General features: G+C 46.5%; 15 protein-coding genes. 5 read left to right on the forward strand and 10 right to left on the reverse strand.

What is annotated here, in order from left to right; translation table 11 throughout:
• Nucleotides 1–184: 184 nt before the first annotated feature.
• The 4 genes from VLG36_04125 (at nt 185) to VLG36_04140 (ending at nt 2681) form a co-directional block, all read left to right on the forward strand.
• Nucleotides 185–766, forward strand: a complete 582-nt coding sequence (locus VLG36_04125) for a hypothetical protein (GenBank protein HSW77960.1) — start codon at nt 185–187, stop codon at nt 764–766.
• Nucleotides 766–1332 (forward strand): hypothetical protein, encoded by a 567-nt coding sequence (locus VLG36_04130; GenBank protein ID HSW77961.1) that lies wholly within the window; start codon nt 766–768, stop codon nt 1330–1332. The genes VLG36_04125 and VLG36_04130 overlap by 1 nt, the downstream gene beginning before the upstream one ends.
• On the forward strand, nt 1325–1909 hold the full coding sequence (locus tag VLG36_04135) for a hypothetical protein (GenBank protein HSW77962.1): 585 nt from the start codon (nt 1325–1327) through the stop codon (nt 1907–1909). Before VLG36_04130 ends, VLG36_04135 begins: the two co-directional genes overlap by 8 nt.
• 202 nt (nt 1910–2111) lie before the next feature.
• Nucleotides 2112–2681 (forward strand): hypothetical protein, encoded by a 570-nt coding sequence (locus VLG36_04140; protein HSW77963.1) that lies wholly within the window; start codon nt 2112–2114, stop codon nt 2679–2681.
• Here VLG36_04140 and VLG36_04145 read toward each other — a convergent pair.
• The 10 genes from VLG36_04145 to VLG36_04190 form a co-directional block, all read right to left on the reverse strand.
• Nucleotides 2678–3139 (reverse strand): NUDIX domain-containing protein, encoded by a 462-nt coding sequence (locus VLG36_04145; GenBank protein ID HSW77964.1) that lies wholly within the window; start codon nt 3137–3139, stop codon nt 2678–2680. The genes VLG36_04140 and VLG36_04145 overlap by 4 nt on opposite strands.
• A 46-nt stretch (nt 3140–3185) precedes the next feature.
• Nucleotides 3186–3761 (reverse strand): Holliday junction branch migration protein RuvA, encoded by a 576-nt coding sequence (gene ruvA, locus VLG36_04150; protein HSW77965.1) that lies wholly within the window; start codon nt 3759–3761, stop codon nt 3186–3188.
• Nucleotides 3762–3811: 50 nt separating this feature from the next.
• On the reverse strand, nt 3812–4159 hold the full coding sequence (locus VLG36_04155; protein HSW77966.1) for a hypothetical protein: 348 nt from the start codon (nt 4157–4159) through the stop codon (nt 3812–3814).
• Nucleotides 4160–4274: 115 nt separating this feature from the next.
• Entirely contained in the window at nt 4275–6581 is a 2307-nt protein-coding gene (locus tag VLG36_04160; GenBank protein HSW77967.1) for a PBP1A family penicillin-binding protein, read from the reverse strand.
• A 59-nt stretch (nt 6582–6640) separates the two neighbouring features.
• The gene (gene purF / locus VLG36_04165; GenBank protein ID HSW77968.1) at nt 6641–8074 is read right to left on the reverse strand and encodes an amidophosphoribosyltransferase; all 1434 of its coding nucleotides are present in this window, start codon (nt 8072–8074) and stop codon (nt 6641–6643) included.
• 63 nt (nt 8075–8137) lie between these two features.
• The gene (gene ruvC, locus VLG36_04170; GenBank protein HSW77969.1) at nt 8138–8614 is read right to left on the reverse strand and encodes a crossover junction endodeoxyribonuclease RuvC; all 477 of its coding nucleotides are present in this window, start codon (nt 8612–8614) and stop codon (nt 8138–8140) included.
• A gap of 14 nt (nt 8615–8628) precedes the next feature.
• Entirely contained in the window at nt 8629–9354 is a 726-nt protein-coding gene (locus VLG36_04175) for a YebC/PmpR family DNA-binding transcriptional regulator (GenBank protein HSW77970.1), read from the reverse strand.
• Nucleotides 9355–9456: 102 nt separating this feature from the next.
• Complete coding sequence (locus VLG36_04180; GenBank protein HSW77971.1) at nt 9457–10155, reverse strand: G5 domain-containing protein; 699 nt, start codon at nt 10153–10155, stop codon at nt 9457–9459.
• A 427-nt stretch (nt 10156–10582) separates the two neighbouring features.
• Nucleotides 10583–11764: a cyclopropane-fatty-acyl-phospholipid synthase family protein gene (locus VLG36_04185; GenBank protein HSW77972.1), complete on the reverse strand. Its 1182-nt coding sequence runs from the start codon at nt 11762–11764 to the stop codon at nt 10583–10585.
• Nucleotides 11765–11878: 114 nt separating this feature from the next.
• Nucleotides 11879–12295: a VOC family protein gene (locus VLG36_04190; GenBank protein ID HSW77973.1), complete on the reverse strand. Its 417-nt coding sequence runs from the start codon at nt 12293–12295 to the stop codon at nt 11879–11881.
• A gap of 76 nt (nt 12296–12371) precedes the next feature.
• Here VLG36_04190 and VLG36_04195 point away from each other — a divergent pair, with 76 nt between their 5' ends.
• Nucleotides 12372–13145 (forward strand): hypothetical protein, encoded by a 774-nt coding sequence (locus VLG36_04195; protein HSW77974.1) that lies wholly within the window; start codon nt 12372–12374, stop codon nt 13143–13145.
• Nucleotides 13146–13168 lie beyond the last annotated feature (23 nt).

Consider the following 13168-nt stretch of genomic DNA (forward strand, 5'->3'; position numbering starts at 1 on the left):
ATTGGTAGAATAGGCCATGGCAGGCCTCCTTTCTGTATTTATTTAGTCGTAAACACAGTATACGGAGTGCCTGCTTTTTTGGGATAGATGGCTAACGCCATCTATCTTCTTTTTATGTTGCAAAGGTGGTGAGTTAGTACGTCGCTATTGATAAAAATATAAAGATATTTTAAAATATACTTACATGATTATCCAGATTATCGGTAACGCAAGCAATCTTACGGGAGACCTTCCCTTCTACCATACTATTCTTGAGGTTATTCATGATAGTGGTGCGGTCATTGCGCGCGATTGGATTAGTGCTGCTCAAAACCGCATCGATAAAAATATCATCAGAGATGACACAAAAGTCGAATGGGATGATGTTCATAAAGAGAATAGCGAAGCTATTACACGCTCTGATGTTGTCATTATCGAAGCCACCAACTACGGTTTTCAGGAGGGATTCTACACTGCACAAGCCTTGCAACAAAAAAAGCCCATACTTCTCCTCACACGCGAGAATATTCGAGGCAAGCTGGTATACGGTATTAAGCATAAACTTTTAACCACCGCACACTACGACAATAGCGATGATCTCAAAAAGATCGTAGCTAAATTCGTAAAAGCAAACACTATCAATACAAAGGATCTTCGGTTTAACTTTTTTATTGATCGACAAATCTATGGGTATCTACGTGAAGTTTCCTACGAAACTGGCAAAAATAAGTCAGAAATTATTCGTGAACTGCTAGAACAGGAAATCGATAAGCAGGAACCGGTGTAGTGATCGTTCATATTGCCGGTAGTCTTCGAGATTCAGAAGTTGACACCACCTATCTTCAGCAAATCATCGAGACGGTCCACGATCATGGTGCCGTCCTTGCCCATAGCTGGCTAGAAGCCGCCATTGCCCGGCAAAAGGAATCTATCGTTATTCCCGACTGGACGCCTTACGTCGAGGCAAATCTAGACGCTGTCATTCGAGCCGACGTCGTAATTGTAGAACTTACTCACTATTCGTTTTCCCAAGGATTTCTTATTGCCGCAGCTTTTGAACATAAAAAACCGGTGCTCGCAATATCTCGACACTCCACACACGGCGATACAGTTAGCGGCATTACCAATCCTCTTTTTACTTATAAACGATACTCCGACGGCACTGACTTGAAACAAACCGTCGATGAGTTCTTACGCAAGAATACCGTTTACACCCAAGATCTTCGGTTTAATATGTTTCTTACTCGTCAAATTTTCAAATATCTCGAGGAAGTCTCGCACGAAACTGGTAAAAGTCGCTCTGAGATAATCCGCGCGATCATTAAACGAAAGGCAGAGGGTAATCGTGGTTAACTTTACGACACAAGTACATGTCACCGGAAGTGCTCGTAAATTTGAAGACGACGCAATCTATCTGCAGGCGATTGTACAAGCGGTATACGACAATCATGCGATAGTCTTTAGGAACTGGCTTGAAGCAGCCGCAAGCCGCACTAAGAATAAGATCCATGATGATGACGTAGACTGGGAGAGCATCCTCAACGATAACCTAGATGCGATCGTAAAATCCGACCTTGTTGTTGTAGAGGCTACCCAAGCTCGTTCTAGTCAAGGCCTGCAAGCATACATAGCGGCCCAACATAAAAAACCAACGCTTATTGTTACCCGGTCACAAATTAAAGATCGATTTATTTCAGGTGTAGAGAATAAGTTTATAACCGTCCACCAGTACTCTAATACCGACGAACTGCAGACTATTGTCGCAAAATTCATCAAACAAAATAGCATCCCTGAAAAGGATCTTCGGTTTAACATGATCTTAGACCGAAGAATTTATAAATACCTTCGCGATACCTCTTACGAAACTGGCAAAAATAAGTCAGAAATTATCCGTGAACTTTTGGAGCGAGACATTAGTCGTCGTAAATAACTCAGAATCACTCAAGCAGCACTCACGCATCATGAAATTTGTTTTTATTCGACATTCAAAAACCGACCGTATGCTTGCCCATATTCTTCGAGAGCCAGCGAGGGTTGAAATACAGGAAACTCGACTATAGTAACAAAAAGCCCCTGTACGTATGACTATGTATGGACTATAATCATACATACAGTATAAGTGGAGTGATAGCATGAACATAGCCACGCAAATCAGCGGCAACATTCGACCCGGTAATAAGGCGCTTTTTGCGCTCAAAACCATGCTTGCTCATATAGGCATTAAAGTGACTCAATCCGTCCAGGATGAGTCACTTTTTCATAAGACCAATATGAAGGTTGCGTGGCAGCACTACGAAAAGGAGGTGGACTTTTACAAATCCATAGAACACTCGGCATTCCATATCATATACAATGACGGCCCGATCAGTAATGAGATCGGCCTTCAAGTTCTTTATGCAATGGTAAAAGATCGACCTATCCTTATGACAGGCCTGCCTTTATTCGCAGATGACCTCAACCTACTCATTCGAGACACGCTCACAAAACATGTACGTGAGTTTCACTCCATCAACCTTCCAGAGCTTGAACTTACCGAGCTAAGCAGACTACTTACAAAACTCAAACCTGTAAGCTATAGTCTATCGAAAAGCGAGAAGATTCTTATCAATGCTCGTATCAAGGGCTTCTTTCGAGATTTGGTCACCGAAACAGTAGTTCAAACAAGTTCCAGTGGGATTACGACACCCGCTCAAAAGGCCTAGATTATTCGTTTGAAATCCGGGTGTGCTTGTAAAAAATCGTGTACCTCTGCAAAATCATCAAATGCATGATGATACTCCGCAACTCTTTCAAGCGGCACAAATGCTCGTTCGAAAATCTCTAGCTGTGGAACATATTCTTTTACATTTACTACTCGCGAAACAAAAAGAGGCTGATATGCTTCGAGTGGATACCCGGCGTTCTCCGGTGACTCAAATAGCTTTTTAATTCGCCATCCGCCGACGTGGATAAGATCACCTAGCTCAACTGCAGCCTCTTCCATTGCTTCGCGTCGCACACACTCCTCGGCCGTTTCACCCTCTTCGCGGTGTCCGCCTAGTAGCCCCCAACCACGTTCTGGACGTGACATAACGAGTGCACTCTCATAAATTGCAGCAACCATACACGCCGTTATAAGTTCAACAGCCGGCATATCGCTGCCAGCTTCGAATTGAGCCAACGTTGAACTATCACTTCCCCAATATATTTTCTTAAATTGTTGCACTCTAACCCCTCAATGCTTGCGTTACGCGGTCGGCAGTAGAAAGATCCATAGGCACGCTTTCGAGTGCGCGGGTAGCATCGTTAAGGTTATAGCCGAGTGCCATAAGCGCTTCGAGCGCTTCGTCGGTATGTAGAAGAGTTTGTGATATGCCAACTGCGGACACATCAGTCCTCAGCGCTAACCCAACCTTATCGGTCAGATCTACGACTACACGTTCGGCGATTCGCTTACCAACACCGCTTGCTTTGGTTATGTATGTGCTGTCACCGTTCGCGATTGCATTACGCACCTGCTCACTATCTCCAAGACTCAAAATCGAAAGCGCAGCCTTAGGACCAACGCCCTGCACGGTAATCAGCATCTCAAACAATTTTTTAGCAGCTAGACTGGTAAAACCAAACAATTCCTGCGACTGTTCGCGAATGTGATGATAGGTATAAAACTTCATCGGTTCGTTTAGTAGCGCTTGTTCATAGTCACCCACCGCAACACTTACTTCATATCCCACGCCATGAACATCTACAATAACAGAGGAACCAAACTTTTCAGCAACAACTCCAGAAACATGTGCAATCATAGATACTATTATGACACACCCTCGCGCAAGTCACACATACTCTCTAATCCTCACTTGTTCCAGTCTGCTCGTTTCGCCTGCAGTTTCTCTAAAACTCCATCGATTAAATCTTGTTCCTTAAACCCAGCATACGCAAGAGTGGTCAATAGTTGAATTTGCGTATCTACAATCTCCGATAAAAGATCCTCTGGTACGACTTCCTGATCTTTCCACTCCCGACGGGGAAGTTCACGAACGACTTCCCATGCCTCCTCTTGAGTGTGATAGGCAAAGCTAAGGCACGCTTCCCAGTCACGTACAAGTGGCTTCATAAGGCCACGGTCCACACGCCTCTGTTGAGCCTCAAGTACAGCGGTAAATAATGACATGCCTTCACTATGGTTCGTCTGTTGATTCATATTTGCATGCTGCTTTCCGATGAAGAGTTTTTAATCATAACCTTATAATACATAAACATACAAACACGTGAAAGCATGCGTATCGTTTAATAAGACTAGACAATGAGAGTTCGTGTTATGGTTTTACCGGAAGTATGCCCGTACCACCAGATCCAGATCCGCCTGTGCCGGTTCCATTCGCACCACCAGTTCCAGTTCCTCCGGTTCCAGTCGAGCCCGTACCTGTTGTTCCGCCAGTATCCGCGCCGGTCGTCCCCGTACCCGCTGTTCCTGTTCCGCCTGCACCGCCAGATGTTGTCGTAGTATCGTTAGTTGTTGTCTGACTACTATTGGCGTTGTTGGATGGATTACTGGTCGTTGTATCCTGTGTTTGAGTTTCGGTTTTTTGTTGAGTCGTATCGCAAGTTGTAGTAGGCAATGCCGAAGCCAAGAAGTATTCGTTATACGTATTGGAACTCGAGCCGCTCGCGAGACTACCAGTGCCATAACAAACCGGTTTTTGAATTACACCAGAAGGAATCGGGAACGCAGTATTCGGAATTCCTTTCAAAGCCGTCTTCATCGTATTCACCCATATAGGACCAGCCATACCAGAACCACCATTCAACATTGGCTGATTATTATTATTCCCGACCCATACGCCAACTGCTAGTTGCGGTGTATAGCCAATCGTCCAAGCATCGCGGTCATCGTCGGTCGTACCAGTCTTAACCGCTGCAGTACGTCCAGAAACAGTTAGGGATGATCCGAAGATAGGCGCGCGTGCATTGTAGTCCGACAAGATACTCGATATAAGATACGCAGCCTGCGGACTAACCACCTGTTTACTCTTTTCGTCAGCCGTAAAAATCTTCTGGTTGTACTTGTCATTAATTTGCTGGATAAGAGTTGTGTCGAACTGCTGTCCTTGATTGGCGAACGCCGCGTAAGCATTAGTCATTTGCGTTAGCGGAGCCTCGGCTGCACCAAGCGCCAGTGACAATCCGTAATTTTTACTCGCATCAATACTACTGATTCCCATACGGTTAGCCGCCTGCACAGCCTTGTCTATGCCAAGCTTTTGTAATACTTCAACACTTGGAATATTGAGAGATTGACTAATTGCTTGCCGAACCGTTACACTTCCACGAAACTTCTTGTCAGCATCGAGTGGTTTGTAGCCGTTAAAGTCGGTCGGGACATCTTGCAGGATAGTGGCCGGCGTAATCACGCCTTCAGCCAATGCTTCACTATAGTAAATAGATTTAAAGCTCGATCCCGGCTGACGCGCCGTTGTGGCCATATTCACCTTACCCCAATCTGGGTTATTGTAATCAGCACTTCCCACGAGCGCGCGCACTTCACCCGACGTCGGATCTATTGCAACCGCACTGGCATTCGAGCCACCGTTGCGCTGAATATATGCCAGGTGATCATTAATATTGCCTTCGATGGTATGTTGTAAGGTTAGATCAAGCGTTGTCTTTACCTGATAACCAGAACGCATCACTTGCTCTTCACCGTATTTATCGTACAGCTGTTGCAGCACCATCTGGCTGAATGCCGGCGCCTCACCAGCCGCCTGAGCCTGGACGGGGGCGTAGGTCAGCTGTTCATTCAAAGCCGCTTGCTGTTGGGCCGCTGTAATATAGCCATTTTGAACCATCTGTTTTAACACATAGGTTTGGCGATCTTTCGCATAGGTGGGATTGCCTGTAACCGGCGAGTACGCGTTAGGCGCTGGAAGCACCCCGACTATCATTGCACTTTCAGCCAAGTCAAGATCTTTTGGTGCTTTATTGAAGTACGTTTTAGCTACTGACTGGATACCGAAGTCAGTTCCGCCCCAGAATACCGAGTTAAGGTACATATCAAGAATTTGATCTTTAGAATACCGCTGTTCAATGGCAATCGAGATTGTCAGCTCTTGGTATTTACGTAAAATCGTTTGCTGGTTAGATAGTAACGTTGCCCTTGCAAGCTGCTGTGTGATGGTTGAACCACCGCCGGCAATACTTCCCGAACTCACGTCACTAAATAGTGCGCGCAACGTGCCTGTAATTGAAAAACCGCCATCACTGTAAAAATTTTTATCCTCAGATGAAACGAGTGCTTGTTGCGTGTACTTAGAAATCTGGTCAAGCGGCACGATATCGCGATGTTCAGCCCGGCCTACGCTGTAAATAACCTGACCATTCTTATCAGTAAGCGCAATGCCGGTATTATTACTATTCATCAATCGCGTTTGATCACCGATATCGTTGTAGTAGTAAATGTACGTAATAAGCGGCGTCAAAATCAAAAACGCCAATATGGGCGTCCCAATCAATAATGCCTTTTTCTTTTTAGATAAACTCTTAAACCAGCGCCACGATCTTTTTGCCGATCGTTTTATGCGAGTAACGCGAGATACTCGCTTTGTATATCTTCCTCTACGGACCATGCACTTATTATAATACGTTAACCTTAAAGAACACTATAGCAAACCGCCGAGCGGTTATATTATACCGTAAGGGCTACTCGTTTATCTGTAGTAATTTCTCGTTGGTGGCTGCCAATCTCTATCGGATATTCGCCAGTAAAAACCGATACATCGAATGATTCAGGCGAACACTTGGTAGCCATGAGCATACCCTCAACCGAAAGATACCCAAGAGAGTCTGCCCCAATAGCCTCACAAACCTCTTCTATCGTCCGACCGTGTGCAATAAGTTCGGCCTGTGACGGCATATTTATGCCATAAAAGTTAGGAAACTTCACCGGCGGTGAACTAATCCGCACGTGGATCTCGGCCGCGCCGGCCTCGCGTAGCATCTCAATAAGTACGCCCAGTGTCATGCCACGTACAATAGAATCTTCAATAAGCACCACTCGTTTGCCGTTCAAAACGGTAGGGTCGGGGACTAACTTTTCACAGACAGCCTGCCTTCGCTCCTCTTGGTCAGGCTTAATAAATGTACGTAGACGACTAGAACGTTTAATTCCCTCCACGTATTTTAAGCCACTTTCCCTTGCATAACCCTCTGCTGCCGGGATCGCTGATCTCGGAACAGGCACTACAATAGTCGACGTAGTATCTCCCCCAACGGGCTGCTCACGCGCCAGTTGTACACCAAAGTCATACCTCACGTCTTCGACTATCCGTCCATATAAACGACTGTCACCACGCGCAAAATACACTAACTCAAAAATGTCCAACTTTGGGTTGGACTGTACTATCCGTACAGTCTCTATGCCCGCGCTACTAAAAACGATCAGCTGGCCTGGCGAGATGTCCGTTTGGTCAGTAGCCCCAAGCGCATCTAAGGCACGAGTTTCCGAGGCAACTGCATAACCACCGCCAGGTAGCTTGCCATACGAAAGCGGACGAATGCCATACGCATCACGAAAAGCCACGAGTTTTTCCTCGTGCAGTGCCACGCATGAAAAGGCACCAACCAAAAGAGGGAAGACGCGTTCCACTGCCTCCACTACTCCACTTCCCGCTTGCAGGTAATAACCTATAGCCGCATGCATCATGCCAGAATCATTCAACAACTCTATCGGCATATTTTTAGAAACCAAAAAATCAGCCAGTGATTTAATCACCGATAAATTACCATTATGAGCCAGTGCCCAACTCGTCTTAGCATCAGCAAACGGTTGAATATGCTCAAGGTCAGAGGCACTACCACTTGTGGCGTACCTGTTATGTCCAATCGCTGCCCTACCCTCAAGACTTTGGAGCGTAACCTCTGGATATGCTTCCACTACCAACCCTAGCTTTACATGGCGCAACAATTCGCCTTCATTATCCCACGTTACAATCCCCGTCCCATCCTGACCACGGTGTTGCAACTCTTCTAACATAGAAGCCGTGAGTCTGGCAGCAGCATTACTCCCCCATACTCCAGCTACGGCACATTTTTCGGATAATTCGGCACTCAGTCGGACCATTCAAAATTCCCCTATAAAAGCGTTAGAGTTTCATGGTAACATGCTTTAGTTTATATAGTAAGTTTACTGCCCCCGGCTCATCATAGAATACGTAATAGCTGCCGCTAGCGCATCAGCACAGTCGTCTGGTTTTGGTACTTCTTTTAGACCCAAATGTATTCGTACCATTTCTTGCACCTGCTTTTTATCTGCCTTACCATATCCAGTAAGAGTTTGCTTAATTTGCATTGGCGTATATTCCGCAATCGGCAGCTTTGCCTTACGACCAGTAAGTATAGCCACGCCCCTTGCCTGCGCTACGCTAATTGCCGTCGTTACGTTACGCGCAAAAAACAGCTGTTCTATCGACATTACCTCAGGTTTAGTCTCAGCAATAATCTCAGTAAGTCCATCAAAAATCTCTTCAAGCCGCTCGTCTATCGGTGTATGTGCCGGCGTAGTAATGACACCCGCCGTTACCATGCGTGCCTTACCCTTTATCACATCCACAACCCCAAAACCTAAAATGCCCGTGCCGGGGTCGATACCGATGATTCTCATAGCTTTAGTATACGTTACTCTTCAACATCAACAGTAATGTCAGCGTTGGTATGTACGTTTACAACGTCGTCAAGATCATCAAGCGCGTCCATAACTTTTAGCGCCTTGCGAGCAACTTCTGGATCACTAATTTCTACTTGTGCATTTGGAACGTACTGCAGTTCCGCTTCTTTTACTTCAAGCCCAGCAGCCATAATTGCTGTACGTACTTTTGCGAGTTCTTTTTGGTCAGTATAAACAATAAGCTCACCCTCATCTTCTATCGCATCTTCTGCGCCAGCATCAAGCACGGTCAAAAGTGCGTCCTCGCCACTTGCTGCAACACGAATTACACCTTTACGAGCAAATTGAAACGCAACACTGCCAGGTTCTGCCATTGTTCCACCATTTTTAGTAAGTGCAGAACGAACTTCTGGGTAGGTACGGTTTTTGTTGTCAGTTGCGGTCTCGATAATAATACCCATACCACCCGGGCCGTATGCTTCGTAGGTTGCTTCTTCAAGCGTTGCCGCATTTTTATCTGCAACGCGGTCAATAGCACGCTGAATATTAGCGGCTGGCATGTTTGCTTGCTTTGCTTTTTCAATTGCAAGAGCAAGTGCCGAGTTCATAACCGGGTCGACACCACTACGAGCAGCAATGGCAATTTGGTTACCAATTTTAGTAAATACTGCGCCACGCTTGGCGTCTTTAGCGCCTTTTTCGCGCTTAATAGTTGACCATTTACTGTGTCCTGACATTAAGATCTCCCGTGGTTACATCGAGTATATATTTTCTTTATTATAACAGATATAAACCACTCTTTCTAGAGGATCTTAGCTTACTTCTTGCAGCGTTAAACCCTACCCATACAACCAATGAGCCACACCCCCATGATGTGAACATGCGCCGCTACCAGTTGCGTTACTATGTGAACCGTCGTTACAAGTAGCCCCTATCCTACTAGTGGCTTGGGCAGGAGGTGTGTAAGTATTCGTACTAGGTGACGTGTATGTCTGAGCTGTCGGTGGAGCTACGTATGTTCCAATAAGTGTTACCCTTGCAACGGGCTGTGTAGTAATTTCGTTTTTCGTTTCTTTTCGAGCCGTTTCCTTTCCCTGTACATAAGTCACTTCGTAAGTAATAGTACGTGTACCATCAGCACCTACAACAGAAACCTTGGTTTTACCCGAAGGTAAAGTGTCTGTCTGCTGCTCGATAGAGCCAAACGGCACGACCTCTGTTTTGGTTTCAATTTTAGCGATCGGCTTTTTAGCGTCTTCTTCGATTCGACGCTGCTGATCAGCAGTAGACTTTGCCTGCTGCTGAGCCTGCGCGTCCGCAGTGTCTTGGGCTAACCTTGCCTGCTTAACACTAGCGGGTTCAGTGGCAGCCATAACAGTACCGAAGCTAAACATTGTAACTAGCATGACAGCAAGAGCCACCATAACAATAACCATACGTGAAACCGGTTTGTTAATATGTTTTGACTTCTGAAGATGGTGCGGTTTTATGAAGAAGAAAATGGTCGCTACGACAAGACCTATAAGCGTAAACATCATTAGTGTGCCACTTATATAGTAGATAGCATCCATGCTTCTTTGATCTCCCTTAATACACCGTTATAGGGGGATTATAGCATGAAGAATAGCTGCTAGAGGAAATCTTCTTATTTTTTAGTTTCACTAATACTTGAAGATCATTTGCTTTGGCTAGATAATCAGAGCATATGGAAATTATACAAATCAGATCTGCCGTAAATATAATCTTTTCCAGTCTTTCGGGATCAAGCCGCGTTAGTTATACTGCGTCAAATAATTTCTTAATTTTTATCGGTATTATTCTTTTACTCGCGCTAGCGAGTATCATCATTGTTTCTATCGTAAAAAAGATTCGTAACAAGAAAAAATAACTCCCGGGTGGAACTCTCACACCTTTCGGCGGAGAGTCCCACCCCATCCCACGTTCTCGGATGAAGGAGAGAGGACCTCAGTACAGATAGGCCCGAGTGAGGGGCCACTCGCCGTCGGCGGGCTTTCCCTTGGTGAATACCACTTGCGTCAGACCAAGCTGACCATAGCGGAACCCACCCTCGGACCCTGCGAGCCAGAAGTCCCGCATGCGGTAGAACGCCTCGTCGAACATCTCGACGATCCGCGCACGGTTCTTGCGATGTGCATCGCGCCACATACGCAGAGTCTCCGCGTAGTGCTGCCACAGGTTCTCACGGTCGACCGACCACAAACCGTGCGACGCCAGCCCGTCCTCGATCTCGGCGACAGTCGGCAAGTATCCTCCGGGGAAGATGTACTTGTCGACCCATGCATCCACAGGCCGAGACCGTTGCTGTGTGATCGTGTGGAGCAGCGAAACGCCACCGTCAACCAGCAGCTCCGCAACCTTACGGAAGTACTGATCACGGTTGCCGCGCCCCACGTGCTCGAACATGCCGACGCTCACGATCCGATCGAACGGCTCATCCATCGGTAGGTCCTGGTAGTTCATGAGTTCGAATCGCACCAGGTGCGACACACCCTCACGCTCCGCCAGTTCACGTGCGCCGGCCAGTTGTGCCGTGCTGAGCGTAATGCCCAACACTCGCGCCTTGTACTGCTTGGCGGCGGCGACGGCCAGGTGACCCCAGCCGCAACCGATGTCAAGCAGCCGCATGCCGGGCTGAAGCCGCAGCTTGCGGAGCACGTGATCGATCTTTTGGTGCTGCGCCTGCTCCAGGCCATCCTCCGAGTCCTTGAAGTACGCACACGAGTACGTACAGGTCGGGTCGAGGAACAGCTTGTAGTAGTCGTTACCCACACTGTAGTGGGTCTCGATGTAGCTCTGCTGAGCCTCCTTGTGGTTGCGGTGACGGCGGAACGGCTGACGTACAGCCACCGTAGGCTGATTCCGAGCCACCAGCTCGAAGAACAGCGGGAGCTGGTCTTCACTGATCTGGAGCTGCCCGTTGGTGTAGGCCTCGCCGATGGCGAGGCTTGCGTTGACGAGCATCCGTCGAACCATGCCGGGGTCCTTGATAGCGACCCGCAGCACCGGTTCGTCGACTCCCCTCACCCCCGCATAGCGACGAACTGAGTCGTCCCAGAACGTCACCTCCACGTTTCCTCGGCGCAGAAGTGTGCGGAGTACCTGATGTGCCAGATTCTTCTCGAGCACTGTTTTGCCCTTTCCTCATCCAGTCGGACATACTAAGTATAACTAAAGATGACTGGATAATAAATTACCGCAAAATCGAAACATTGCGGTAATTTACAGACTTGAGTGACCCGACTATTTTGCTGCGGTAATATTAACCATCCAAAATACACCAAATTTATCTATACACATACCGAACATGTCACCCCAAGGTGCTTTGCTAAGTGCTTGCTCTACTTTGCCACCTCCTACCAGCTTGTCGTAGTAGCCAGTTAGTTCCTCTTCGTTCTCACCGCTAAGCGAAAGACTCATATTTGTTCCGGCGATAAAGTCACGCATGCCAGTTGCAGCATCTGCAGCCATAATGGTGATACCGTTATCTGCAACAAGAGCGGCGTGCATAATTTCATCTGGTTTAACGCCATGGTCGGTCATGCCAGCTTCTCCGAATGTAGAGAGAGTGAGTTGTCCACCGAAGACTGTTTTATAAAATTCCATTGCCTCACGAGTGTTACCTTGAAAACTAATATATGGGTTGAGTTTTGATTGCATGCTTTTCTCCTTATTATGTTCATGTTTAATTATACTCGACTGGGCGATTTGCATCTGATTAGATATGATAAGAGATATGAACATGACACAGCACGAGGCCTGGCAAGTCCTTACAAAAGTACCCAAGCTAACCATATATTTTTGGATTATTAAAATTATTACCACTGCACTCGGTGAAGCAACTTCGGATTATCTGGTCAATACAATTAGCCCCTACATTGCAGTTGGGCTAGGATTTATTCTCCTTGTTATAATGCTTGCTTGGCAATTGACAACTAAAAAATATACTCCAGCGATTTATTGGCTCACCGCCTTAGCTGTAAGTATAGCGGGCACAATGGGCGCTGATGTCGTACACGTGGGATTTGGTATACCGTATGCAATATCGACCGCTTTCTATACGCTCGCTCTCGCTGCAGCCTTTACTCTTTGGTATCGCAGTGAGAAAACGCTATCTATTCACAGTATTTACACAAAGAAGCGCGAGAGTTTTTACTGGTTAGTGGTACTCCTAACTTTTGCACTTGGAACAGCCGCAGGCGACCTTACGGCCTTCACCTTTAATCTGGGATTCTTATTATCAGGTATTCTATTTACAGCCATTTTTGCAGTTCCATGTCTTCTTTACTGGAAGTTTAAACTAAACCCTATCGTAACTTTTTGGTTTGCGTATATTTTTACCCGACCAGTGGGCGCATCGTTCGCAGATTGGTTTGGTAAACCGATCTCGATCGGAGGCCTTGGCTACGGAGATATTGCAGTTTGTGCGTTTTTAATTACATTGTTTGTAATTTTTGTCGCATATGTTTCGATAACTCGCACCGACAGATTCTCAAAACTCGAAGGATAGCCAGCGATAAATAAAAAGACCTC

This window comes from Candidatus Chromulinivoraceae bacterium, assembly GCA_035478595.1.
Taxonomy (GTDB): domain Bacteria; phylum Patescibacteriota; class Saccharimonadia; order Saccharimonadales; family Saccharimonadaceae; genus CAMLKC01.

Coding starts and splice junctions, on each gene's coding strand:
- purF (HSW77968.1), bottom strand. CDS start 8,074: ATGGTCCGACTGAGTGCCGAATTATCCGAAAAATGTGCCGTAGCTGGA.
- VLG36_04125 (HSW77960.1), top strand. CDS start 185: ATGATTATCCAGATTATCGGTAACGCAAGCAATCTTACGGGAGACCTT.
- VLG36_04195 (HSW77974.1), top strand. CDS start 12,372: ATGAACATGACACAGCACGAGGCCTGGCAAGTCCTTACAAAAGTACCC.
- VLG36_04190 (HSW77973.1), bottom strand. CDS start 12,295: ATGCAATCAAAACTCAACCCATATATTAGTTTTCAAGGTAACACTCGT.
- VLG36_04175 (HSW77970.1), bottom strand. CDS start 9,354: ATGTCAGGACACAGTAAATGGTCAACTATTAAGCGCGAAAAAGGCGCT.
- ruvC (HSW77969.1), bottom strand. CDS start 8,614: ATGAGAATCATCGGTATCGACCCCGGCACGGGCATTTTAGGTTTTGGG.
- ruvA (HSW77965.1), bottom strand. CDS start 3,761: ATGATTGCACATGTTTCTGGAGTTGTTGCTGAAAAGTTTGGTTCCTCT.
- VLG36_04140 (HSW77963.1), top strand. CDS start 2,112: ATGAACATAGCCACGCAAATCAGCGGCAACATTCGACCCGGTAATAAG.
- VLG36_04160 (HSW77967.1), bottom strand. CDS start 6,581: ATGGTCCGTAGAGGAAGATATACAAAGCGAGTATCTCGCGTTACTCGC.
- VLG36_04180 (HSW77971.1), bottom strand. CDS start 10,155: ATGATGTTTACGCTTATAGGTCTTGTCGTAGCGACCATTTTCTTCTTC.
- VLG36_04155 (HSW77966.1), bottom strand. CDS start 4,159: ATGAATCAACAGACGAACCATAGTGAAGGCATGTCATTATTTACCGCT.